Genomic DNA, 25,682 nt, shown 5'->3' with positions numbered 1-25,682 from the left:
TGTATTTATCCTTTAAATCCATTTTCGCTGCCTAGGGAAAGATACATTCCCTCCAGCTCTGCAACCTGAGCCGACGCGCTCCTCTTAATCTCTGTAGTGGAGAGGCCTTTGTAGGTATTGACATCGCCGTCGATTTTAAGAAGCACATTTTCGATATGCCTTTGCGTAGGATCGATCACATGCCCATTCTGCCCTTCAATGATATCTTCTCCAATACCTCCGAGGTTGCTTGCAATCACCCAGCAACCGCAGGCCACCGCCTCCCTTGTCACCAACCCAAAACTCTCTGGCCATGTAGACGGCGCAAACAGGACGTCTAGCTTCGCATAAAGATCTACAATATGCTCTTGCCGGACACGCCCGACAAACGTGACTGGCACACTACCCCATCTTGTATGGAGCTCATATCCTTCTTCTTTAGAATGATCGACAATCAACAGCTCGATATTTTCAGGCTGAACTTCGAGCACCGCTTCCTTGAAAAGATAATACCCTTTGTGCTCAGACATTCCACCTATATGGCCACATACGACACGAGCACTGTCCGCAGTATTTTTAGGCGCCCAGAGCACTTCATCAGAAATGCCATTCGCGACAGTTTCGACTTTGGCAATTCCATTCTGCTTATAAATTTCAGCAAACGCGCTCGAAACCGTTAGCACTCTGTCCGCGTCAAGTAACAATTCCTTGAGATCACGTCGGCGCTCGATCGAGTCGCCCAGTGTGATGGTCGAGGGAAGTTCTATCGTTTCGTAAGGATCAGGATGGCCGATCGGATAGACTTTAGAGTTATGGTCCACCAAGAACTGAAAATCTGATATCCACCACGCGTCATGTGCGGTGACGATGTAAGGCACTCCGAAATCGCGTGCAGCCTCAACTATCGAAGCGGTGAGTCGCTGCACGCAATGGAAGTGTATGACATCAGGCCGCTCCAGCTCCAAGAACTCTGTGAAGAGGCGGTACATCTCTGGATCTTTCGGGTGCCAATCCATATTCTCACGCCACAAGGTAGTCGCGCGGTAGACACGAACGCCTTGGTAGTCGTAAACCATCATATCATGCGGCTTTTTGCACTCTACATCGGCTGTGAAAACGCAGAGATCCACTTGATTGGCGTAGTCCTTGCGCAATACCGAGAAATTGTCCGCCACTACCCGAGTTGCACCACCGATTGACTGCGGCGGGAAGAACACGTTGACAAGGGCCACCTTCGGTTTGCGCTTTGAACGGACGGGCTTGTACGCCTCCAACTGATCGCACAGTTTTCGCCCCAAAATGTCCAAAGCATAGTTTTCCTTAGCATGATCCATGGCGGCCATGCCTATTTCCTCGCGCAACTGCGGGCTTGCCACTAGTTTTTTAATCGCTTCGTACCACTCGTCAGCAGTAGTAGCCAGGAAAGCATCTTTCCCATGAGAAACAACGTCGCGGTAGTTTGCGGTGCTGCTCAGCACAGAAGGAATACCAAAGCAGGCGGCCTCGAACCACTTCAGTTCACTTTTACACGCATTGATGCGATCGTCATGCAGCACTGCAATATTGATATCTGCCTGCTCGAGCAGAGACCAATAGCCCTGTAAATTTTTTACCGCCGGAAGTTGAGCGTACTGGCTTGCGTATTTTTCGATAAACGCCTTTGGCAGTCGCAGATACCCAACTATCACCAGACGCGCCAGCGGAAATTCGCTCAATACACGCTCAATTGCCGGCAATGCTTGTTCGATGAAGTCGCTATTGTGAGCCTGGGTGCCGCTTCCATAGAAGATATCGACAGACTGCTTTTCACTCTTGTCAATTACTCGAAACTTATTCAGTTGGTCTAAGCCATTCCGATGTAACCAGCACTCGCCTTCTTGCACTAACTTAGACAGTTCTTCGCACAAGGGTACCGTTGAAGCAATACCTATACGGCAAAGGGAAGCTGCAGCCCCGAAAAGTGCCATACCGCGAGTAAGCTCTCTATAAGTTTCCAGCGAAACGTAGCCTCCATAGGTTTCGATCGCTGGCGGGTACTCCGTATCGAACAAGAGATCGTCAATCTCATAGATGCTCAATTTCCCAGCCGCGTTCACCTGAGCAATCGCTTTGATCACATCGGGTACGGCCGGGACCCTGTAAAAAATCACGACATCATGAAGCGCTAGCTCGGTACCTGACTGCTTGAGTTGCGTCCAGTCCACCGTCTTGACTTCTTTACCCTGTCCGACTAACTGCTCAACTTTTTGATCGATGCGATACCGTACGCATTGGGCAATATGGAAATCACCGACTATCAAAATCCGATTTTTGTTCAAATGGCCGAGTTCAGGCAGCGGAGGTAGCTGCAAAGAATATACGCTTTCGCTGGAGCCCGTATTTTTCAAGTGTCCCGACATACCATAGACTGGCAAGTACGCTCGGTATAACTCACTCGCAAATTTTCTGGCGCTGCTGACTAGACGATTCCGATCCCGACTGTCTACTAAAGTCAATAGCTCCGCATGAAAAGTACTCCATCGTTGCTCAGCAAGTCGGTCGAGCTTATCATATTGCTGCTGAAAATTAGGATTCAAAGCTATCCCAGACGCCAGCACTTTGATTGCCTCTTCAACTCTGTGTGTTTTCGCAAGGCATCGTGCTTTGTTGAAGGCCGTCCATTTTGGAGGGTTCGGTAAAATAGAGGCGGCATCGTAATAGGACAAAGCAATACTTACATGACCTTCATTCAAGTACGTATTACCTAAATGTTCTAAAGCTTCTGCTGAGACCCCAAAGCTAAGAGCAGCTTCCAGCAAGTTCCGACCTTGCTGAATTTTTTGTATGGATAGATAGTGCTTACCCAATCTAATGAAAAAAGCCTGAGTTCGATCTACCGTTTCTGCGAGCTCAATGGGTGACACATTCACACCCAGCAGCGTGTCAAGAATTCGTTGTGCGTCTATTTCTACACCGCGTGTGGCGCTCCGCCCCATAACTTTAGCGAGCGAAAACCCTGGAGCTATCAGGCTTGCAGGCAGGCCGTGCTGCTCCATCCAGCTTGTCAGAGAGGGCATTCGTCCTTCAACTTTGCCAAAACGCTGATAGTGCACATCGGCCAACGATTGTGTAGTGATACCGTTGGGCACCAAATCAGCGTAGACCGAAAGATAGAAATCCATGTCAACAGATTTCAGACTGGCAGGTATAGCAACTTGAACACTGTCCTGCTTCCCTGTAACTTCGCTGAATAGTTCAGGATCACCATCTGCATGCGAAGCTGAAGCATAGCGCCCCTCTTGATATCCAAACGCATGCCAGTGTTGCGCCAGAGCCTCGTCGTCCAGATGGGCAAGGTCAGGATATTTTTCGCGATAATAATCAACATCCAAGGCCAACCTATAGGAGCCGCCCTTCTTATTCACGGCCTTCATCGCTGCCGGCTCTAAAATCACTCTGTCTAACACTTCGTTAGAAGCTTGAATATTTTTACTTGAAGTCATGTTTAAAAATCCCGATTAGACCAGCAGCTCCGCACCACTGATGCTAGCATTTTGTTTAAAGCATTTGTCATCATGCCGAACCCCGCAATCACGCTAGAACGGCCGCAACCAAAATCAGATCCAACCTAAAATTCTGCTACGCCGATCCTCGTATCAGTTTCCTTGAGGATACCAACTTCGACTGCTTCACGACCCAAGCTCTTAAAAGCAGACTTGAAGGAAGAATAAGGAAGCGTTTTGATCGCAGCAGCTGAATTCAAAATAGCCAAAGCATAATACATTACCTGTGAGAGCCCTAGCATATTGTAAATATCACCAACCACTTCCTCATCCTCTTCATGATTCAACATGACAAACATCAGTATTGGCTTATCAAGGCGTGCCGCCGCATAGAAGAATGTTTTAGAACCATTTTTTATTACTAGCACCTTGCTCTCATACGGGGCTTTATCGAAGTATGAAAGCTGCTCTAGATGAGGCTTAGCGTCTTCTTCTTTAGCAAAGTAAATAAGGTACTTGTGGTACTTATGAGCAGAAAACAGTGCTTCGTCTGCTTCTCTAATTTGGATATTGCCAAATGCATAGGGTTCAACGATACCTTTTTGGCAATAATCTTTATATAGGCGAAAGGCACTGGTCGTTCCAGAGACAACAATTCGATGAGACGCAAACACTTTGAAAATATTAAAAAATCGCCGCTTCGCCTCCTGAGCAGCCCATAAGGCATCTTTAGGGCAGAAACCTTGCTCAATTTTTTTCAGGAAGTAATAGCCAAATAATGAAGGGTGATTACTGCTATCAATATAAAGAAATTCTAGTTTTTGCTCCAACAAGTCAGAAAGCTTGACAGCATTATCGTACCGATTCTCAAGATCGCGAAGATTCCAATGCGGATGCTGATACTTCCCTTGACTCGTATACTTTCCTGCTTCAATGTTTTTGTATTCCCTGATGAACAAACACCAGAATACCAACCTCGGCGACTGCTTTTTCAAAACATCTAGCGCACGGAGTGAATGCCTAAATACGGTTGCATCCACCTCATCATTGATAAGCTCTTTCTTTACTGCAAAAGCGTCTTTTTCAATACCGGTCAAGTGATAAGAGTTACCAAACCTGAAGTCTCCGACCAAAACTAGATCTTTATCAGTTAACGCGCGAGACCTGACACTTTCGTGCCAGACGGGAAGCCCCCCCACTCCGTAAAAACTGCAATCCATATCAAAGAATTGTTTCAGCTTTTCCCACCGCACAACATGCGAAGGTCCAATTATCATTATGCTATCATTCCCTGCCTAAGGTTTCTCTATGCCCCGAATGATATCAGCACCCTTGTGACCCGCCTAGCTGCCTTCGACCCCGCTTGCCGTCGCTTTTGAGCCTGGAGTGCCAAGGCCAGGGTGTGCATGAGCAAGATTTCCCCTCCGCACGGCGCAAGCAAGCGATGCCATAGCCGCACAGTTTTTTGCCGCTTGTCGAAGCGATGATATGACGACTTTCGTACAGTCCAATGAATATTCTTTCGATACTTTTCTAGCGTCGATTATCTAGTCCCGTGAAAGCACCGCAGCAGACCTAGGCTGAACGCGGGCCTCCTCAAGCATATTGATCTGACAGTATGCGCCGTGCAACGTTCGCAGTATGCGCCTCATGCCTTAGCGTCCCTGAGCCATGAAGTGCGGTACTCACGCCAGCCAGATGCAGTCCGGAGCATGATCGTTAGGTTTGCCAGCCGCCCTTTCCATGGCACATGGGCAGGCTGTGGGTGCCCACACAGATGCCAGGTCCATCTTCCTGAATAGCGAGCAGTAGAAGCCTGGATCATCAATTCTCCGGTATAACCGCCTAAGACATTAGGCGAACAGCCGTGTCATCAGCAGCGTGCGAATGTCGTCACCACGTTGGCATGGGGCGATTCGTTGCGGCGTATCGTGCCAGGCTGGGACTTAGCGGTGCACCCAAAGCACCTCAACGGCTACCCATCGGTGCTTGCCATTGGCACGAGCCGGGCGATGGGCCATAAAGAAATCTCCTTTGGAGATGGCACAACATCTCTAGAAACTCGTTAGCGCTTCGCTGACTCAAGACACCTGCCTTTAATGGCTGAGGAGTCTAACTACTCATGACGAAAAAAAAAAAAGATCTTTGGTTGCACCAAGCTATTAGCAGCCCCAGATTGCGGAGCTTTCGTAAGCCAGTGTATCCACATGTAATCTACGCTGTTGGAATTTCAATATATTCCGCCATTCCATTCAAAAATTTTGCTCGAAGCAGCACGTGCAAATTAAGCCTAGCCAACGCCTATACTTGACAGCCCATCGCTATGCTAACTTATCAATTCCGACATTCTACGTGAAACATGATTGCTGAAATCCGAACAAAGCTGCAGATTTCGAAAAAAATTCCAATTCTCAGCAATTTTCACCATGTTCATTCTTTTACATCACCAGACCAAACTTCAAACCTTTTAAAAACCTCGGACAGTTTTACATTTTTATACGCAAGCCCCAAAACCTCACTAAAACCCGGCGGCGCATACTCCAACAGCGCCCAGACTCGGGGCTTGCGCTCATGGTCGCTCATAAAAAATGCATCTACCACAGTGGCATCTTTTAATTAAAAAAATCTGATTGCAAACCTCAAAGTCACTTAGCATGCACCAGGCCAGCTTCAGCATGGAACTGACCGCCTCCGCCGTTGCCGAATGTGCGCGTCGATCGGTTATACTTTTGTACAGCATTATTATGAACCAGCTCCACTCGCATGGACTATGCAGGGGTCCTTCAACCCCTGCCGAACCTCAAGGTAGAAAACTCTCGTGAAGATCTTAGTAACAGGTGGTGCCGGCTTCATCGGCTCGGCAGTCGTGCGACACATCATTTCCAACACCTCCGACTCGGTCGTCAACGTCGACAAGCTCACATACGCCGGCAATCTGGAGTCGCTGCAGTCGGTCGACCAGAGCGATCGCTATGCCTTCGAGCACGTCGACATCTGTGACCGCGAAGCGCTCGATCGCGTTTTCCGCGAGCACCAGCCTGACGCTGTCATGCACCTGGCTGCCGAGTCGCATGTTGACCGCTCCATCAGCGGCCCGTCGGAGTTCATTCAGACCAATATCATCGGGACCTACGTGCTCCTCGAAGCGGCCCGGGGCTACTGGAGCTCGCTGGACGAGCAGCGCAAGACCGCCTTCCGCTTCCATCACATCTCCACCGATGAAGTGTATGGCGATCTGGAAGGCCCGGAAGACCTCTTCACCGAAACCACGCCTTACCAGCCAAGCTCGCCCTACTCCGCCAGCAAGGCCAGCTCGGACCACTTGGTCCGTGCCTGGGCACGGACTTACGGCTTGCCTACGCTGGTGACCAACTGCTCGAACAACTATGGCCCGTTCCACTTCCCCGAGAAGTTGATCCCGTTGGTCATCCTCAACGCACTGGAAGGCAAGCCGCTGCCGATCTACGGCAAAGGTGATCAGATCCGTGACTGGCTGTATGTCGAAGACCACGCTCGCGCGCTCTATAAAGTGGTAACCGAAGGTGAAGTGGGCGAAACCTACAACATCGGTGGCCATAACGAGAAACAGAACATCGAGGTGGTACGGACTGTTTGCTCGCTGCTCGACGAGCTGCGACCTGACTCGAAATTCCGTCCCCATGTCGAATTGCTGACTTACGTGCAGGATCGCCCAGGCCACGACCTGCGTTATGCAATCGATGCCAGCAAAATCCAGCGCGAGTTGGGCTGGGTACCGGAAGAAACCTTTGAATCCGGCATTCGCAAAACCGTGCAATGGTACCTGGACAACACTGAGTGGGTTGCCCACGTCAAGAGCGGCAGCTACCAGCAATGGATCGACAGCAACTACGCCAAGCGTACGGACCAAGCATGAGAATCCTGCTGCTTGGTAAGAACGGCCAGGTGGGCTGGGAACTGCAACGAGCGCTGAGCGTGCTGGGTGAAGTCGTAGCGCTCGATCGCCACCGTGCGGCCACAGACTACGGCGACCTGGCAGGTGACCTGTCAGACCTTGACGGTCTGCGAGCGACGATTCGTGCCGTATCGCCACAGGTCATCGTCAACGCAGGCGCCTACACCGCTGTCGACAAAGCCGAAAGCGAGCGCGAGTTGGCCCATACCGTCAACGCGCTGGCCAGCCAGGTGATGGCCGAAGAAGCCAAGCGCCTTGGCGCCTGGTTGGTTCATTACTCCACCGACTACGTTTTCGACGGTACAGGCACCACCCCGTGGAAAGAGACCGATGACGTGTCGCCGGTCAACCACTACGGTGCGACGAAGCTCGAAGGCGAACGGCTGATCCAGGCGTCGGGCTGCAAGCATCTGATTTTCCGGACCAGCTGGGTGTATGCCGCGCGGGGTAACAACTTCGCCAAGACCATGCTGCGCTTGGCCAAGGATCGCTCCACGCTGAACGTCATCGCCGATCAGGTAGGCGTGCCGACAGGGGCCGATCTACTGGCGGATGTCGCGGTGGCCGCGCTTCGACAAGCGTGGGATAAGCCTGAGCTGAGTGGTATCTACCACTTGGCGCCGTCGGGCGAAACGACCTGGCACGGGTACGCCAGCTACGTTATTGAGTTTGCCCGGAAACATGGCGAAGAACTTGCGGTCGAAGCCGTGAATCCAATCGGCACCACCGAGTATCCAACGCCGGCTAAGCGCCCGTTGAATTCCCGCTTGGCTACCACCAAGCTTTGTCACTCTTTCGCACTGCACTTGCCTGATTGGCAAAGTGGTGTCACCCGTATGCTCATGGAAGCTCTGAACAAATGAACGCAACCAATCGTAAAGGGATCATTCTGGCTGGTGGCTCAGGCACCCGCCTCCACCCCGCCACACTGTCCGTTTCCAAGCAACTGCTGCCGGTTTATGACAAGCCCATGATCTACTACCCGTTGAGCACGCTGCTGCTTGCCGGGATCCGCGATATCCTGATCATCTCCACGCCACAGGACACACCTCGTTTCGAGCAGCTGTTGGGCAATGGCCACCAGTGGGGCATCAATCTGTCTTATGCCGTTCAACCGAGCCCGGACGGCTTGGCGCAGGCGTTTACCATTGGCGCTGACTTCATCGGCAACAACCCTTCGACACTGGTGCTGGGCGACAACATTTTCTACGGCCATGACTTCCACTCGCTTCTGCTTAGTGCAGACCAGCGCTCGTCGGGCGCCTCGGTCTTCGCGTACCACGTCCACGACCCTGAGCGCTACGGCGTCGCTGAGTTCGACGACAGCGGCCGTGTGCTGTCGCTGGAAGAGAAGCCAACGCAGCCCAAGTCGAGCTACGCCGTTACCGGTCTCTATTTCTACGACAACCAGGTGGTAGATCTGGCGCGCGACCTCAAGCCTTCCGTGCGTGGTGAGCTGGAAATTACTGACCTCAACAATCTCTACCTGCAGCAACAACAGCTTCAGGTCGAGATCATGGGTCGTGGTTACGCGTGGCTGGATACTGGCACCCACGACAGCCTGCTTGAGGCCAGCCAGTACATTGCAACCATGGAGCGCCGTCAGGGACTGAAGGTCGCGTGCCCTGAGGAAATCTGCTACCGCGCTGGCTGGATCACGGCCGAGCAAGTCGAGCGTCTGGCACAGCCCATGTTGAAGAACGGCTACGGCAAATACCTGCAAAACCTGCTGAAGGAAAAGGTGTTCTGATGCACGCAGTTCCTATGGCAATCGCCGACGTCGTACTGTTCACCCCAAAAGTTTTCGGTGATGACCGTGGTTTTTTCTTCGAGAGTTTCAACGCACATGCATTCGAAGCCGCCACGGGCCTGAACCCGGATTTCGTTCAGGACAACCATTCGCGCTCGGTCAAGGGTGTTCTTCGCGGCTTGCACTATCAGCTGGCACCGCATGCACAAGGCAAGCTCGTACGTGTGGTCCAGGGCGAGGTGTTTGACGTTGCGGTGGATATCCGTCGGTCCTCCCCCACGTTCGGCAAGTGGGTGGGCGCGGTGCTTTCGGCAGAGAACAAGAACCAGCTGTGGATTCCACCAGGGTTCGCACACGGCTTTGTCACGCTGAGCGATACGGCCGAATTCCTGTACAAGACCACAGACGTCTATTCGCCCACCAGCGAGCGTTGCATCGCCTGGGACGATCAGGACATCGGTATCGATTGGCCGATTGACTACACCCCAAGCCTATCGGGCAAGGATCAACTTGGCGTAGCACTGGCCAGCGCTGAAGTGTTCGATTGATCCAATGGCGGGGCCAAGGTGACAAAGTCTTGGTCCCGTTCGTGATTGCGAGTTGCGTAGTAAAACTTCGTAACTGTTTGCTGATCCAAGCACAGACCATCACTGTGTGGAAGATTTCAAACACACCTCAGAATTAATCCCTTTCTTGTAGTCCATTTCCCAAAGATACTTCCCCTGCCTACTTTCCGTTGTGGCCCTCCATGAAGCGATCTAGTCTCGGCCTGTCGTTGCCAATCAACGACACGGCTTTGACAGGCCGTAACGGCATTATGCACACGGCTCGCTTTATGGCGGCTGTACGTGGGGCACGCTTGCGTGCGCCGGAACTTGCATAGTCCGCCGGTCTGTCAACCTACGTATAGCTGCCACCCTCTGTTTGACAGCAGGCGGTGACGGCCCGACTGGAAGGTACTATGCAATGCTTAAGATTGTCCCAGACCCACCCCGCCCTATTCACTCCCTCGAACACATCCTGACCCAAGCCACGGACTACGCGCTATGCGCCGCTACCGTCGCGCATCAGGCGCTGCTGCTGGAGCCCAAATCTCCGGCATCGACCTTGATCATGGCTTCTCTGCATGAAATGGAGGCGCTGCGGGTTCTGCTCGAATCGGCGCTGATAGAGGTACAGCTGCAAAACGAAGCCGGAGCGTGCCACTGACGCACAGGTCTGCGCTGGCTGGGCGGGCCCTTCGCGGGCACGCCCGTTCCCATTAAGGGACGCACGGCGATGCCGGCAGCGAAACGATCAAGGGAGATTGAACAGTGACCACTGAACCTACCGGCTTCACTGCCGGCAAGACCAAGTTTTACCAAGGCACGCAGCAGACTCAACCGTTGTTCTGTATCGAACCGGGCATACCTTGCGACCATGCGCGGGCGCAAGCGTCGGAACTGATGGGTTACGCCCAGGAGCTGACCATCAGTGGTTTGATGAATGAAAACCCCAAGCTGGTCTGGGCAGCGTATTACCTGGGCGCGCTGGCCAAGACCCTGATGGATGATGCAGAGGCCGGCATGGCGAAGTAAGCGCGCCGTTGACTGAGCAGGGTGCTTGCCGCCCTGCCCTCGCAAAGAACGCCCCCCTGTTCAGCGCAGCACACTCGTGCGTCGTCTTCCATTTCCAAAGTCGCCTCAACTACCAGCGACAGCGCCTGTGCATTTGAATCCCGATTCCCACATGATGGCACTTGGCCTATGATCCCTGCGTTTGCCACATGGAAGTTGACATCAAAAAATGAATGCACAACAACAATCACAACCTGCTGAAACTCCCGTCTTCCTTGCAACTCACGGCACGCCGCGCGACACCTCTCTGGATGCGCTTCGGCTCGTGGCAACGTTGATGGTTGTGATGATCCACGTTTCTGCTGCAGGTTTCGCTGAGCTGGCACCGCACTGGTGGGCTGTTAACGCTTACGAGAGCCTCTCAAGAGCCAGCGTACCCATATTCTTCATGATCACTGGTGCTCTGCTGCTGCCTCGCACGCATACCATCAAAAGCACCACACGCCGCGCCCTGCGCATGATTACGGCACTACTGGCCTGGTCAATCATCTTTCTGGTTTACAACAAGTACAAAATCACCGGCATGCTGCTGCCGGACTTATCCGAACTCGGGCATTGGCTGGCGGCCATTGTGCGATGGCCCGTGGCGCCGCATCTCTGGTATCTGTATACCCTGATTGCCGGTTACTTTTTCATACCTGTATTGACAGGCTTTTTTCGCACCACTGCACTGAGCCTGCAGTGCGTGGTGCTGGCAGTGTGGTTTTTGGCTGCCAGCGTGGTTCCGTTCATGGAACGCTACTTCAATGCAGCCTACCTCTATATGGATATGCGCTTTTTCTACATCTATCCAGCCTATATGCTGGCCGGCGCAATGCTCTACCACCATGTGCGTATGGCATCCGTGCGTGCGCTCGCAGGCATTGGCATGTATCTGGTTTGCTGCGCGGGCACGGCATTCCTGACATGGTTCTTTTCAAAGGATGCCACTACCAACACAGAACTTTATTATGAGTACTATGCGCCGCTGGTAGTGATCTCAGCCCTCTGTATATTCCATGCCCTGCGCCACTTCAGCCTCTGGTTGACGCAGCGCTGGCCTGGAACGTCTCAGCCGATCATCTTTGGCGGCAGCCTTACTTTTGGGGTGTATCTGATGCATCCCATGTTGATCTGGGAATTGCAGCATCATGGCTTCGGCTGGAATTTCATCAACCCCTGGCTGGCCATTCCACTCCTGGTAGTCGTCGTTTTCGTTGCCTGTGGGGCCTTGACCTGGGTGCTTCAACGAACCCCAGTGCTGCGGTTGCTCATTCCCGGTTAAGTGTTCTACCAGGACGTCATTGCACGCCTTCAGCCTTCCCCTATCGCTGACCAGAGCTAGGTACGGCAAGAGACCAACTTGTGTTCTCTTGCCGACTACCTACGCGGCGGGCTTGAACGCCCAGAGCTTCATCACGACGTAGTTCAGTACCGGCACCACGAAAATGACCAGCAGCAAACCGAATGCGTAATGCCAGCCCAGGTACTCCACCAGCGAAGTAATCGCCAGGGTAAGGATCAGCGACACCAGCGATACCAACAGGAAACGCCGATAACCGGCAAAACTGGCAGGCATTCTGAAGGTGAAACGGCTGTTCAGCATATAAGACATCACATTGGCAAACATGAACGCCACGCCATTGGCCACGAAGGCTGGGGGGGCCAGCAGCTCCATGAGCGCGATCACGATGCCGGCGTGGACTGCCGTATTGGTCACCCCCACCAGGCCAAAGCGGATGAATTCGTGGTAACGCTGAGGAATCAGATTGATCACTTGATGACGTCACGCACGATATAGACTGGCCGCTTCTTCGACTCGGCAAAGATCCGCCCCACGTATTCTCCCAACACGCCAATGCCTATCAGCTGCACGCCACTGGCGAACAGGATGGTGATCATGATCGAGGCGTAGCCTGGGGTATCGGCACCAAAGAACATGGTTTTTATCAACAGGTACGCCGCATACAGGAACGCGAACGCAGAGACGCCGCAGCCCAGGTAGGTCCAGATCCGCAGTGGCGCAGTGCTGAAACTGGTGATGCCTTCAATGGCGAAGTTCCACAGCTTCCAGGTGTTGAAGCTGGATGTACCGTGTTCGCGCGGCGCCACCTTGTATTCAACGATCGACGTTCGGAAACCGACCCAGGCGAACAGGCCCTTCATGAAGCGGCGTGTTTCGGGAAGGGTTTTCAGTGCGTCTACCACTTTTCGGTCCATCAAGCGGAAATCGCCCACATCGGCAGGGATATCGATGTCGGAAATCTTGTTGTGCACCCGGTAGAACCAGTTAGCCGTGAGCTTCTGGACGGCGTGGTCGGTATCTCGGTCAACCCGCTTGGCCAGTACCACTTCGGCACCCTCTTCCCATTTCTGGATGAGCTCCAGGATGACTTCAGGTGGATGCTGCAGGTCAGAGTCGATCGGAATGACGGCGTCACCCGTTGCGAAATCCAGCCCAGCCGAAATGGCGGCCTCTTTGCCGAAGTTGCGCGACAGGTCAACTACGGTCAGGTAGTGATTCTCGGCCTTGGCTTTCACCAGCTCGTCGTAGGTGCGGTCACGGCTACCGTCATTGATGCCGATGACTTCAAGGTCGTAACGCTCGGCCAGCGGTGCGAACACTTCGTTGATCCGGGAAAAGAACGCCTGCACGCCCTTTTCTTCGTTGTAGAACGGTGATACCAGGGAAACTTTACGCTTTGGCAAAGTTGTCATTGAGCTTCACTCCCTGTTGGCTGGAGGCGGCAGACGTGGGCGAAATCTATCTCGGTACAGGCAGGTTGGCGGTCTGCCGGGAACAATGCTTTCACCTGTGCGACTTGGGGGTAATCGCCGCGGTTGAACACATACAGCGATTGGGCCATCTGCGATCCGGCAATTTCCGCCTGGGTGCTTTCAACAGCACAGTTGGACGCCGCTCGGGACACATAGCCCGTGTTGATCTTCAAATTGTGCACCGAGGCGTAACGCATGGTGGGCATGAGCGTGTTCAATATCTGGTCAGCCCGACCGCAACGGAATTTGGGGAAGAAGTACAGATACTGGGTGTTTGCCGTCAGCTGCTGGTCCCACGTCGGCTGGGTCAGCACTAGCGATGCCGGGCGTCTGGTCGTATCGACCAGGCGATGGCGCAAGTTGCCGAGGTCTGACACTTGCAGGCCGATCAACACCACCATGCACAGCGCAAAGGCGTTGCTGCCCAGCCGCCTGTACAGGCTCGCAATGGCAAAGATCACGACGCTGTAGCCTACCGGCCAGAAGAACCGACCCGAAGCCCTGAACTGGGACGTGATGCGGTCCATGAACGACGGATACTGCAGCGAGACCACTTCATGCACGCCCAGGTAGATGATGTTTGACAAGGCATAGGCGGTGAACAGCACCATCAACCAGGTCAGCGCCTTGTGCCTGGCAAAGCTGCCCTGTGGCGCTGTGCGATTCAGTGCCCACGCCAATGCGAACGCCAGCAGAACGCCAAGGCCCAGGTAATTGAAGCCCTCGTACTGCCCCGGCATTTCCGGATCAGCGAAGCGGATGTACTTGCCGCCATGGAACGGCGACAACAGGTTCATCGAATACGTGCCGAACCCGGTCTCCGGTGCAACCTCCACCCGTTCCATGGGCAAGATGGTCAGGAACAAGCTGGCGCCGATCACCACGAAAGGGATGGCCGAGCGCACGAGTTCACGCGGGTTACGCCACGACGGCTGGTGAAGCAGGCCCGCGACATAGATGGCGCTGGCCATCACACAGAGATAGATGTTGACGTAGAAGGACGACACCAGGAGTAGCGTCCAGCCCAGACGCTCTGGCGTGACGGTGCGGCGACTGCGGATATACAACGCCAGCGCACACAGGATGATCCAGTGCGACATCAGCGAAATATGCCCCAGGCGTGTGGTCAGCGCCGGGAAGGTCAACAGGCATACCACGAGTGCCAGCAGCGCCAGCCAGGACCGTACGCGCAGCTCTCTGAGGATCCACCAGCCGCAGACGGCCTGGCCAATGAAACACAGCGCAACCCATGCACCGAAGGGGTTGAACGGCGCGAAGCTGGAGGGCACGAATACCTTCAGCAAAAACGCGTACAGCGGGATGGCGTCTACAAAGGTGGCACGCGTGCCTTGCGGATAGTTGATGCTGTCAAACGCCAGCAGCGGGTAGCTGAAGGGGGCATTGAAGAACGCATTGAACCCAGCGAAATACTGGGTGACATCATCGACCTCGCTCAGCCAGTACGACGATGTACCGCTGACAAAGCCCGCTGGAAAATACCGCAAGACGAAAAACACCCCAATCGCCAGCGCAACCGCAAAGCCGGCTCTCCCCGTTGAATCTAACTTCAAACGCATTTCCCTACATCCCGATTTTTTTGATGTGTCGTCACTGACTTGTCAGAACTTGTACTTGTCGATTTCGCCAATGAGTTGCTGGGCGCTGGCTTTCCAGGTGAGCCAGGGCATCTGGCTGGACTGCGGATGGCGGCCCTCGGCATGCAGTTTCAGCCACTCACCCATGCTGTCGGCTACAGCCTGGGCGTCACTCCCTTCGAAGAACCAGGCGTGCTCCCCTGCCACTTCGCGGAACACCGGAATGTCGCGGGCAATGATGGGCAGGTGGTACTGCGCAGCTTCGATCAATGGCAGGCCAAACCCCTCGCCGTACGAGGCCGCCACCAGGCAATCGCAGTTGTTATACAGATATTCGAGGTATTCGTCGCTAGCCCCTTCCAGCCACAGCAGCCGCTTGCCAGCTTCCGGGTGACTATTCAGCTTGGCTGCCAGCTCATCGACCAGCCAACCGTGCTTACCGACAATCACCAGGTTTGCCTGCACCCCGGCGGCCCACAGCCGCTCGAACGCTTCAAGCGCTTGCGTGTGCCCCTTGCGCGGCTCGAGCGTGCCGACCATGAGGAAGTTGGGGTTATCCGCCAGCGCTTCCAGACGTTTGCCAGGATCTTGCGGAATACCCGTGGAAGGCATCGACTGGTCGATATCCGCGCCCAGGTGGAATGCGCCGATACGGAAGGGGCGCTCACCCACCATGTCGTTCTCGACCAACCAGTCGCGTAGCTCGTCGGCGACGGCGTGGGAGATGCAAAGCGCGCCATCGTACTGGGCCACGGCATGAATCCACGTCCGGTAGTGGGCCTGCAGGCTTTCGACGAAGCAATGGGGCAACTGCAGGATCAACAGGTCGTAAACGACAAAGAAGATGTTCACGCCATGGCTGCGCAAGGTATCTAGGTAGCTGCGCTTGTGCGGCAGTACGTCCATCAGCAGGTCAAGGCACAGGTACACATCGCCTGCCCTGTAGCTGATGGCTTCATCCTCGATGTGCTCGAACGCCTGGCCCATGAACTTCGCGGTGAAGCGTGAGGCATAGCGGTAGAACGCCTCCCCCGCCAGGGTATACACAGGGCGGATGTCGTACGCCTCGGGCGGGTTGTTCAGCCACTCCAGCAGGATGCTGCGTACCACACGCTGGATACCGCTCTTGCCGTCGTGCTTGCTCAGCTCGGAGATATCGACGAACAGCTGTGGCTTGCTGGCGAGCCCCTGCAGGGAGTAGTCGATGGCTTTTGCCAGGCGCGGGATGTCTACCGCACCGGCCTGCAGCAGGCCTCGGACCGCCAGGTCGTCGATCAGCGCCTGGAGGGCGTCGGTTGCCGGGGCCACCGGCGCTGGCTTGTCAGCCTGGCGCTGCGCCAAGGCCTGTTCGAAGGCCTGAACCGCCGCCTTGCCGGTGAGATCCCACGAAAACGCTTCGCCGCGTTGCAAGCCGTGGGCTGCCAAGCGCTCGCGGAACGCCTCATCTTCGAGGGCCTGGCGCATCTTTGCAGCCAGGGCCTGAGTGTCGAGCGGGTCGAAGGTTGCCTCTTCCAGGCCGATGACCTCGGGCACGCTGGAGGTATTTGCACCGATCACCGCAGCGCCGCACTTCATGGCTTCGAGCGGTGGCAAACCAAAGCCTTCGTGCCACGAGGGGAACACGTAGAGCTGGCAGGCGTTGTAGAGTGCGACCAGCTCGTCGTCGGTGATGTAGCCGGTAAACACCAGGTCGGTGTCGGCCAGGCCATGGCTGCGCGCCGTGGCGCGGTACAAGTCGACATGGAACTGCGGCATCCTGCCCGCGAACACCAGCTGCACGTTGCCCAGCTCCCGCTTGACCTTGGCAAATGCTTCGATCAGGCGCGGCAGGTTCTTGCGCTCATCGGCGCCGCCGGAGTACAGCACGAACGGCTCGCGCACGCCGAAGCGAGCGGCCAATGCCTGGCGCTGCGTGGCGCCCATCTCCACGGGGCGGAAGACGTCATCGGCTGCCGTGGACACATTGACCACTCGCTCGCTGGCCAGTGGCAGCAAGGACAGTGCCTCCTGACGGGCAAACTCGGAAATCGACAGCAGCAGGCCGTAATGCTTGTACGCCTCGACCTTGTCCAGATAGTGCGCCTTGTAGCCTGGGTTGTTATCCAGATACTGCCCGGGGCTTACCAGCGGAATCAGGTCGTACAGGGTTGCGCTGACCAACGCTTGCTGGTCCAGCTGCGGACTGCCGATGACGGCATCGTCGATATAGCCTTCTACCGAGCTGCAGATGTGCACTACATCGGGATGCAGATCGTCGATGCACGCCTGGCGGACTCGCTCGGCCACTTCGCGACGCACCCGGTTGGCCGGATCACTTGCGCTGACGGGGCCCTCGGCGTACCAGACGCGGATGTGGCTTTGCGGCAGCAGGCCAATGAACGCCGTGCGGATGCTGTCGATGCTGTCCGGCAGCATGCCATTGAGCAGAAGGTACACTTCGTGCCCGGCACTGTTGCGCACGATGCCCTGGGCAAGGGACAGACTGTAGCGGCCGATCCCACGGAAGCGGCTCTCGGTTTGCGCGCCCTGCATGTCAATTACAATACGCATTTAGTGCTTGCTCTTGTTTATGGCTTCGCCAAGGGCGCTTTCAATCGAGCGCCCGCGCGGTGTCAGAGGTGCGTGGTCGATCACTCCGTGCTGGGGATCGGCTGCGGCTGCAGTTGCCTCGGTAGCGAGCAGCCTGCGCAGCTGATGGTCCAGCCAGGGGCTGCGACGCAACACGGCCATCGCCAGGCGATTCACCGCCGGGCGCCTCGCGACCCACAAGCGCGCATGGGGCGCGGCGCGGCGCAGCGAAGCCTTGCCGTGCCGAGAAGGCCAACGCAGCATGCGGCCTAACAGGCGCAGCGGTGCGGTCACTCGCCACGAGGTACTGGCGCGCAGTGCCTGAAGCTGTTGTTCCGCGGATTGAGCGCGCAGGTAATGATGGTGGCAGTTCTCCAGCGCCACGTTACGCTCCACCTGCATGCCGCCGAGCTGCTGCTGCAACGCGTTGTGCTCTGCCTGCATGGCGCCGAGCTGGTGCTGCACATCGCTGAGCGCCGTCTGGTAGCGGTCCTGGATAACCAGCAACTGGTGGGTTTGCTGGGCTTGAACCTCCGCCATGATCTTCTGGAATTCAGCGGGTGCGAAGAAAGTAGCCTGGACTTCTTGCACAGCGCCTTGCAACGCTGCGAACCTTTGGTCGATGGCCCGATCGTAGCGATGCGCCAGCTGGTCAAGCGAAATGCCATAGGCCGCTTCGAACAGCTCGTCGAAGGGCTCCAGCTGGCTGTCCTGTGCGGCTTTCTGCGCGACCACGGCGTAATCCGGGCTGACACCGAACAACACGTCGAGCACGCCAAGCGCCGCGTGCTCATCGTGCAGTTCAGGGGCTTCTTGCAACCGCACGACCTTGGCGCGGGCAAAGCCGCTGTGTTCGGCCAAGAAGGACATCAGCAGGTTTGGCAGCGGTTGCTGGTGGGTCGGATCGAGGAAAAAGTTATTGGTGCCCACCGTCACGTTTTCGGCGTTGGGCGTTTCCAGAATCAACAGCCCGGCCGGGCGCAGCACCCGTTGTGCTTCAGCCACCAGCGCCTGCAGCAACTCGAACGGCAAATGCTCCGCAATATGAAAGCCGCTGACGATCACTTGGCTGTTATCGGGCAACTTGCGCAGTGCATCGAGCGCATCGTCCTTGTGTGCTGGCAGTTGGCGGGCCTGGCAGGCTTCGAGCATGCCTTCGTCCAGGTCTACGCCAAGCGGCGTGAAACCTTCGCGCAGCATCAGCTCCAGCCACTCACCGCGGCCACAGCCCAGGTCGAGTACCGGATGGTCAGCGTACAGCGCTTTGAGGGGTTCGAGGAACGGCAGGTAGGCCTGAAGCCGCTGGGTAATCAGCTCACGCGAACCCCGATAGCGGTCCTCGAAAGCCCGGTAAAAACCTCCACTCATCAGTTGCACTCCACGGTAGGCGGTATCCAGGCAAGGCCTACAAAAGTTTGTTCAGACATATTGACCACGTTGAACACCAGCGCGAGGTCACGCCATTCATAGTTGTCGGCGATATGGCTGTCGGTCGTGTGCAAGGCCACGGCCACCGAATAGGAACCCACGCCCAGGTTTGCCGGGAAACGGAAGGCGTAGGTCAGCGCCGTACCCGGGGCGATGTCGGTGCGTGTACAGCCCAGGTGATGGGTATTGGTACCGAACACGTCCTGGCCCAGGCGATCCTTGATCACATAACCCACCACCAACTCCGGCAATGGAGCGTGCGCCTGCACGCTGATGCTCAAGCACACCGCTTGCCCTACCGAAATGTACTCGACAGGCGCGCCTTCGGCGTTGTGCAGAGCAACACTGGCGATCGTGGCCTTGCCGCTGCCTGAACGCGTTTGCACGCTACCGTCCTGGAGTGTCTGTACCTCGACCGTGGCGTTTTCCTTCTGCGCGATGATGGCATTGTAATAATCCATCACCTCTTCCGGTGGCCCGTCCTTGATGACCGTGCCGCCGTCCAGCAGGATCGCGCGGTTGCACAGCGCCTGGATGGCACCGCGGTCATGGGACACGATCAACAGTGTCGTGCCAGCCTGCTGGAACGCCTTGATGCGGCCAAAGCTCTTGTGCTGGAAGTAGCTGTCACCGACCGACAATGCTTCGTCGATGATGAGAATTTCAGGGCGGAAGGCCGTGGCGACGGCAAACGCCACACGCATCTGCATGCCGCTGGAATAGGTGCGCACGGTTTGGTCGAAGTATTCGCCAATTTCGGCGAACGCCTCGATATCGTCGATCACGCCATCGATCTGTTCGGTGGAAAAGCCCATCAGCCCAGCCGCATGGTAAGCGTTCTGGCGCCCGCTCAGTTCGGCATTGAACCCCATCCCCAGTTCGAGGATGGCGGCGATACGGCCATTGACATGCACAGCGCCTTCGGTGGGCTGCAAGGTGCCGGTGATCATCTTCAGCAGCGTCGATTTGCCGGCACCGTTCTGGCCGACCAGCCCGATGGCTTCGCCGGCTTCGATCTCGAAGCTGATGTGCTTGAGCACCCAGTGCTCACTGCTGGGCTTGACCGGCAGGTAGCACCAGCGGGCAATGCGCTGCCATTCGGAGCGGTAGGTGCGGTAGGCCTTGCCCACGTTGGTGACGGACATGAGTGTCATAGCGAGTCCACCATCTCTGCAGAAGCCCTACGGAACAGGAACAGCCCTACGACCATCAGGCCAAGGGCAATGGCCAGTGTGACGCCGATATCGCCCAGGTTGGGCTCGAGCTTGTACACCAGCACGTTGTGATAGGCCGTGACGATGGCGTACATCGGGTTGACGTCCAGCGTGCCTTTCAGATAATCGGGCACGATGTTGACCGAGTAGACGATGGGCGTGAACCAGAACCAGACCTGCATGATGATCGGCACGACCTGGCCTATGTCACGCAAGAACACGTTCAACACCCCCAGCACCAGGCCCAGGCCTACTGCGAACGCGACCACTACAAGCGTCAGCGGTAGCAACCAGAGAATCTGCATGTCGGGGGCGTGGCCCAGCAGCGCGAAAATGATCAACGCCGCCACGAACAGCAGCAGGTTGTTCAGCAGGCACGAACCGACGACGATCACCGGCAGGGCGATGCGCGGGAAGCGCATCTTCTTCATCAGGTTGCCCTGCTCGATGAAGACCGTGAGGCAGCGCCCGACGATCTCGGCGAACAGGTTCCAGGCCAGGATGCCGGCGATCAGGTAGAGCGCGTAGGCATACTTGTTCTCGATGCCCGGCAAGCGTGCGCCAAGCACGTTGGACAGGATCAGCGCATAGATCGCGACCTGGGCCAGCGGGTGGATGATCATCCACAGGCCGCCCAGCTTGCTGCGTGCGAACCGTGAGATGAATTCGTTCTTGATGGAAGTGAGGATGAAGCCCCGGTAGTCCCAGACGCCTCGGATCATGCCAAACATAGTTATCCTTGAATCAGACGTTCGATTTCAGCGACACGCTGAGTCACCAGGGCCTCGTCGCCGCGGCTTTCAACGTTCAGGCGCAGCAGGGGCTCGGTATTGGAGCCGCGCAGGCTGAAGCGCCAGTCGGCGAACGCCACGCTGATGCCGTCGGTACGGTCGACCTCGGGAGCCTGAGGCAGGTAGAAGGCCAGGACCTTTTCCACCGACGCCTTGACGTTGTCGACCTCGTAATTGATCTCGCCACTGCACGGGAACGCCGCAATGCGCTCGTCCACCAGTTCGGCCAGGGTCTTGCCACTGACGCTCATCAGTTCGGCCACCAGCAGCCATGGGATGTTGCCACTGTCGCAGTAGGCGAAGTCGCGGAAATAGTGGTGGGCGCTCATCTCGCCGCCGTACACCGCATCTTCGGCGCGCATGCGTTCCTTGATGAAGGCATGGCCCGTCTTGCTCTGGATGGCCTCGCCGCCCGCAGCCTGCACCTGCTCGATGGTGTTCCAGGTCAAGCGCGGGTCATGGATGATCTTGCTGCCGGGATGCTTGCGCAGCAGCATTTCGGCGAGCAGGCCGACGAGGTAGTAGCCCTCGATGAAGCGGCCCTGGCCGTCGAAGAAGAAGCAGCGATCAAAGTCGCCGTCCCAGGCAAGGCCCAGGTCAGCCTGGCGCTCGAGCACGGCGTCACGGGTCAGCTGGCGGTTTTCCGGCAACAGTGGGTTGGGCACGCCGTTGGGGAATTCGCCATCGGGCTCGCCGTTGATGATGTCGATGTGCAGCGGCAGGCGTGCCTTGAGCAGCTCGAGCACCGGGCCCACGGCGCCGTTGCCGGGGTCGGCCAGGATCTTGAGCGGCTTGAGTGCCGAGACATCGACGTAGGTCAGCAGATGGTCGATGTAGGCCGTCTTGTCGAAGGCTTCCCGTACCTGGCCTGGGGTCGCGGCAGGTTCACCCAGCTGGCCAGCCTCGACGCGGTCGCGGATGGCGAACAGCCCGGAATCACCGCTGATCGGCTTGGAGTGCTCGCGCACCAGCTTCATGCCGTTGTAGCCCTTGGGGTTGTGGCTGGCGGTGATCATGATGCCGCCATCCGCCTTGAGGTGACTGGTGGCGAAGTAGACTTCCTCGGTACCGCACAGGCCGATGTCCAGCACGTCAGCGCCCGCCTCGGTCAGGCCGCGGGTCAGGGCCTGGGCCAGCATGGGGCTTTCCAGACGCATGTCTCGGCCGACTACGTAGCGTTTGCCACCCAGTTCGGCGACCAGCGCGCGGCCGATTCGGTAGGCGACGTCTTCGTTGAGGTCGGCAGGCACTTGGCCACGGATGTCGTAGGCTTTGAAGCAACGGGTCTGGATAGAGGGGTACATGGTTCTCACTTTGACGAGCCGCCTGCAGGCAGCGATCGATGTGTACGCTGACCGCCTGGAGTGCGGCCAATGCTCAACGGCCCGTGGTACTCGAACGAGCACCACGGGCCGAGCGGGAAACACTGGGTATCAGCCGGTGCAGCGACCGTAGATGTCCTCGAAACGGACGATGTCGTCTTCGCCGAGGTAGTCGCCGCTTTGCACTTCGATCAGGACCAGGTCGATGACGCCCGGGTTTTCCAGTCGATGCGTGTGGCCTGCACGAATGAAGGTGGACTCATTGGTGTGCAGCATCATCTGTTTGTCGTCGTTGACCACCACGGCGGTGCCGCTGACCACGATCCAGTGCTCGCTGCGGTGATGGTGCATCTGCAGCGACAGCGACGCCTTGGGCTTGACCACGATGCGCTTGATCTTGAAGCGCTCGCCGTTCTCCAGGGTGGTGTAGGTACCCCAGGGGCGGTGCACGGTACGGTGCAGCTGGTGCACGGTGTGGCCCTTGCTCTTGAGCTGGCCGACGATGTGCTTGACGTCCTGGGCGTGGTCCTTGTGAGCGATCATCACCGCGTCAGGGGTGTCGATCACCAGCAGGTCCTCGACACCGACCAGGGCGGTCAGGCGGCCTTCGCTGTTGACGTAGTTGTTGCGCGAGGCATGCGCCAGCACTTCACCTTCAAAGCGGTTGCCATCGGCGTCTGCTGGGGTCAGTTCGCTGACAGCGTTCCATGAACCGATGTCGCTCCAGCCGATGTCGCACGGTACGGTGGCGACGCGCTCCGAGCGCTCCATCAGCGCGTAGTCGATGGAAATGTCCGGCACTTGCGCGAAGCTTTCCGGATCGATGGTCAGGCAGCTGTAGCGGGCAGCCTCGGCCAGGCGTGACTGGCTCTTGGCATGCAGGGCGGCCTGCAACACGTCGGGCGAATGCTTTTCAAACTCTTCCAGCACGGTGCCGACACGGAAGCAGAACATGCCCGAATTCCAGAAGTAGTTGCCCGCTGCGACGTACGACTCTGCCAGCTCGAGGTTGGGCTTCTCGACGAAGCGCGCGACCTTCAGGCCCTGGGGCAACTCGCCCGCCAGGCCCGCCTCGATGTAACCGAAGCCCGTTTCAGGGTACTGCGGCTTGATGCCAAAGGTCACCAGCCAGCCATTGCTGGACAACTCGACGGCTCTGGACACGGCCTCGGCAAAGGCTGCCTCGTCCTGGATCAGGTGGTCAGCGGCCAGTACCAGCATGTGCGCATCAGCGCCATGGCTGTCACGCAGCTGCAACGCGGCGAGTGCCACGGCGGCGGCCGTGTTGCGACCGAACGGCTCGAGAATGAACGCTTGCGCAGGACCGTTCTGCTGAACACCGCGGTATTCGTCTTCGGTCTTGAACAGCAATTCACGGTTGGTGACGGTCAGCACTTCCGACACACCTGGCAGGTTGCAAGCGCGCAGGAACGTTTTTTGAATCAGATTCTGACCATCAGGCAGGGTCATGAAGGGCTTGGGATGGGCCTCACGCGAGACGGGCCACAACCGGCTGCCCACGCCGCCTGACAAAATTACGGGTATCAAATCCATATTTTCTAATCCTGCTAGCCATTGGCATGGCACGTAAACAAAACGCAAAGTACTTCAGCAACGATTTGCCACTTCGCACCTTTAACGTTCAAGTTTCCTTAATGATCCAACTGCTTGGCTCAACGCGAGCATAAAGGCAGGCACACCCCAGAATCCGAGAGGCTCAAGAATATCAGAGAACATTACCTGAGGCTTGCTCGCGGGTGCGGTGTCGGGCGATCCGTTGCCGCCCACTTGGACCGCAACGAATATCATTCGATCTCCACGGCGAGCGCTTTTTTTGTGTAGACCTCGCGCAAGCGCGCCGCCAATGCCTGCCGGGCGGGCCGCTCGCCGTGTACCAGACGGATGCGTGCCGGCCATCGGGCCATGCCGGTCACGAACTCGACCAGCCCGTCCTGATCCGCATGCGCCGAATACCCTGGCACAGTGGAGACCTTGGCGCGAACCTCATACGTCTGCCCCTCCAGCTCCACCGACACACCGCCGGTTGTGCCTGCGCTCGCGCGAATCGCTGCCCCCGGCGTGCCCTGCACCTGATGGCCGACGAACACCACCTCATGGCGCCGGTCGCCCAGCATGGCCTTCAGGTAGGCGACGATGCGCCCACCCGAGCACATGCCGTTCCCGGCGATGACGATGGCGGGCTTGCCCGTGCTGCTGAGGTAGTTGACGACCTGCCGGTGTTGCGCGTGGTTGTCGATGCTGATCAGCTGCTCGAAGCCCAGGGGCGCTCGCCCCGCCTGCAGGCGTTGGCGCGCCTGCAGATTCCAGTGTGCGCCGAGCTCGCGATAGACCTGGGTGATGCGCTGAGCGAGGGGTGAGTCGAGGATGATCGGCAGCTGGGCCCAGTCCAGCACACTCAATGGGTTGTCGGATGGGCCAGCCTGGCCCTGCTGGCGTAACGCCTTGCGGTGCAGGATGTGTTCGAGGTCGAACAGCAGCTCTTGGGTACGCCCCAGGCTGAATGCCGGGATCAGTACCGTACCGTGGTCGGCCAGCGCCCGGTCGATGACGGCTTCAAGCGCCTCGCGCCGCGCGCCGCGGGCGACGTGCAGCCTGTCGCCATAGGTACTTTCAAGAACCAGCAGATCCGCTCGCTCGGGTGGCTCGACCGGGCGCAGCACTGCGCTGTCACTTGCACCCAAGTCTCCCGAAAAAACGATGCGCGCGCTCTGCTCGCTCGACGACCCGAGCACATCGCACTCAACGTAGGCTGAACCCAGCACGTGGCCTGCTCGCCGCAAGCGTACACGGCACGTCAGGCCCGGACGCTCGATGACGGTGTGCCAGTGGTCGAACGGCAAGGGTTGCAAGCGCGCCTGCACGAAGGCCAGATACCCTGAAACCTCGACAGGATCAGCACTGATGCCCAATTTATAGGCATCTTCCAGGACCAGTGGCAGGAGCTTGGCCGACGCATCACTGCACAGGATCGGCCCACGATAACCCGCCGCGAATAGCGCAGGCAGGCGGCCGACATGGTCCAGGTGGACATGGGTGAGCACCACGGCTTCGATACCGGTGACGTCGAAGGCCCTACTCGGCTTGCCTGCGGCGGCATCTTTACCCTGTGCCAGGCCGCAGTCGATGAGCAGGCTGGTAACGGCATCAAGGTGCAGTTGATGGCAGGAGCCGGTGACCGTGTGGTGCCCGCCATGGTGAGACAAACGGGGATAACGCATGCAATAC

General features: G+C 57.2%; 20 protein-coding genes. 7 read left to right on the top strand and 13 right to left on the bottom strand.

The window, feature by feature from the left end; genetic code table 11:
- Nucleotides 1–5: 5 nt before the first annotated feature.
- The 3 genes from RT028_RS00440 to RT028_RS00430 all read right to left on the bottom strand — a co-directional run bounded on the left by RT028_RS00440 (nt 6) and on the right by RT028_RS00430 (nt 6,044).
- Entirely contained in the window at nt 6–3,461 is a 3,456-nt protein-coding gene (locus RT028_RS00440) for a glycosyltransferase (RefSeq protein WP_312931155.1), read from the bottom strand.
- Between the two features lie 125 nt (nt 3,462–3,586).
- Nucleotides 3,587–4,738: a hypothetical protein gene (locus RT028_RS00435; protein WP_312931153.1), complete on the bottom strand. Its 1,152-nt coding sequence runs from the start codon at nt 4,736–4,738 to the stop codon at nt 3,587–3,589.
- A 1,153-nt stretch (nt 4,739–5,891) separates the two neighbouring features.
- Nucleotides 5,892–6,044: a hypothetical protein gene (locus RT028_RS00430; protein ID WP_312931151.1), complete on the bottom strand. Its 153-nt coding sequence runs from the start codon at nt 6,042–6,044 to the stop codon at nt 5,892–5,894.
- A 235-nt stretch (nt 6,045–6,279) separates the two neighbouring features.
- Here RT028_RS00430 and rfbB point away from each other — a divergent pair, with 235 nt between their 5' ends.
- The 7 genes from rfbB to RT028_RS00395 all read left to right on the top strand — a co-directional run bounded on the left by rfbB (nt 6,280) and on the right by RT028_RS00395 (nt 12,025).
- The gene (gene rfbB, locus RT028_RS00425; protein WP_312931148.1) at nt 6,280–7,356 is read left to right on the top strand and encodes a dTDP-glucose 4,6-dehydratase; all 1,077 of its coding nucleotides are present in this window, start codon (nt 6,280–6,282) and stop codon (nt 7,354–7,356) included.
- On the top strand, nt 7,353–8,258 hold the full coding sequence (gene rfbD / locus RT028_RS00420; protein ID WP_312931146.1) for a dTDP-4-dehydrorhamnose reductase: 906 nt from the start codon (nt 7,353–7,355) through the stop codon (nt 8,256–8,258). Before rfbB ends, rfbD begins: the two co-directional genes overlap by 4 nt.
- Complete coding sequence (gene rfbA / locus RT028_RS00415) at nt 8,255–9,145, top strand: glucose-1-phosphate thymidylyltransferase RfbA (RefSeq protein WP_312931144.1); 891 nt, start codon at nt 8,255–8,257, stop codon at nt 9,143–9,145. The genes rfbD and rfbA overlap by 4 nt, the downstream gene beginning before the upstream one ends.
- A complete protein-coding gene (gene rfbC, locus RT028_RS00410; RefSeq protein WP_312931142.1) occupies nt 9,145–9,693 on the top strand; it encodes a dTDP-4-dehydrorhamnose 3,5-epimerase in 549 nt (182 codons plus the stop codon). Before rfbA ends, rfbC begins: the two co-directional genes overlap by 1 nt.
- A 418-nt stretch (nt 9,694–10,111) precedes the next feature.
- A complete protein-coding gene (locus tag RT028_RS00405) occupies nt 10,112–10,354 on the top strand; it encodes a hypothetical protein (RefSeq protein ID WP_312931140.1) in 243 nt (80 codons plus the stop codon).
- Between the two features lie 104 nt (nt 10,355–10,458).
- Complete coding sequence (locus tag RT028_RS00400; RefSeq protein WP_312931138.1) at nt 10,459–10,722, top strand: DUF3077 domain-containing protein; 264 nt, start codon at nt 10,459–10,461, stop codon at nt 10,720–10,722.
- Between the two features lie 208 nt (nt 10,723–10,930).
- Nucleotides 10,931–12,025, top strand: a complete 1,095-nt coding sequence (locus RT028_RS00395; protein ID WP_312931136.1) for an acyltransferase — start codon at nt 10,931–10,933, stop codon at nt 12,023–12,025.
- Nucleotides 12,026–12,124: 99 nt separating this feature from the next.
- On the opposite strand, the gene RT028_RS00390 is transcribed toward RT028_RS00395, so the two are convergent.
- From RT028_RS00390 to RT028_RS00345, 10 genes are all read right to left on the bottom strand, one after another.
- Nucleotides 12,125–12,517, bottom strand: coding sequence for a GtrA family protein (locus RT028_RS00390; RefSeq protein ID WP_312931135.1), 393 nt, complete (start codon nt 12,515–12,517; stop codon nt 12,125–12,127).
- Nucleotides 12,514–13,458 carry a glycosyltransferase family 2 protein gene (locus RT028_RS00385; RefSeq protein ID WP_312931134.1) on the bottom strand — a complete coding sequence of 315 codons (945 nt, stop codon included), beginning with the start codon at nt 13,456–13,458 and terminating at the stop codon, nt 12,514–12,516. The genes RT028_RS00390 and RT028_RS00385 overlap by 4 nt, the downstream gene beginning before the upstream one ends.
- Nucleotides 13,455–15,095, bottom strand: a complete 1,641-nt coding sequence (locus RT028_RS00380) for a DUF6311 domain-containing protein (protein ID WP_312931133.1) — start codon at nt 15,093–15,095, stop codon at nt 13,455–13,457. The genes RT028_RS00385 and RT028_RS00380 overlap by 4 nt, the downstream gene beginning before the upstream one ends.
- A 42-nt stretch (nt 15,096–15,137) precedes the next feature.
- Complete coding sequence (locus tag RT028_RS00375; protein ID WP_312931131.1) at nt 15,138–17,663, bottom strand: glycosyltransferase family 1 protein; 2,526 nt, start codon at nt 17,661–17,663, stop codon at nt 15,138–15,140.
- Nucleotides 17,664–19,049, bottom strand: coding sequence for a class I SAM-dependent methyltransferase (locus tag RT028_RS00370; protein ID WP_312931129.1), 1,386 nt, complete (start codon nt 19,047–19,049; stop codon nt 17,664–17,666).
- The gene (locus tag RT028_RS00365) at nt 19,049–20,263 is read right to left on the bottom strand and encodes an ABC transporter ATP-binding protein (protein ID WP_312931127.1); all 1,215 of its coding nucleotides are present in this window, start codon (nt 20,261–20,263) and stop codon (nt 19,049–19,051) included. Before RT028_RS00365 ends, RT028_RS00370 begins: the two co-directional genes overlap by 1 nt.
- Nucleotides 20,260–21,054, bottom strand: a complete 795-nt coding sequence (locus tag RT028_RS00360; protein WP_312931125.1) for an ABC transporter permease — start codon at nt 21,052–21,054, stop codon at nt 20,260–20,262. The genes RT028_RS00365 and RT028_RS00360 overlap by 4 nt, the downstream gene beginning before the upstream one ends.
- 2 nt (nt 21,055–21,056) lie before the next feature.
- A complete protein-coding gene (locus tag RT028_RS00355) occupies nt 21,057–22,418 on the bottom strand; it encodes a phosphomannomutase (protein ID WP_312931123.1) in 1,362 nt (453 codons plus the stop codon).
- Between the two features lie 129 nt (nt 22,419–22,547).
- Entirely contained in the window at nt 22,548–23,990 is a 1,443-nt protein-coding gene (locus RT028_RS00350; RefSeq protein WP_312931121.1) for a mannose-1-phosphate guanylyltransferase/mannose-6-phosphate isomerase, read from the bottom strand.
- A 251-nt stretch (nt 23,991–24,241) separates the two neighbouring features.
- Nucleotides 24,242–25,675 (bottom strand): MBL fold metallo-hydrolase, encoded by a 1,434-nt coding sequence (locus tag RT028_RS00345; protein WP_312931119.1) that lies wholly within the window; start codon nt 25,673–25,675, stop codon nt 24,242–24,244.
- Between the last annotated feature and the right edge of the window lie 7 nt (nt 25,676–25,682).

The sequence above is a fragment of the Pseudomonas sp. genome (assembly GCF_032058845.1).
GTDB lineage: Bacteria > Pseudomonadota > Gammaproteobacteria > Pseudomonadales > Pseudomonadaceae > Aquipseudomonas.
The sequence above is the reverse complement of the archived record's forward strand: the minus strand, read 5'-3'. Positions and strand labels throughout refer to the sequence as shown.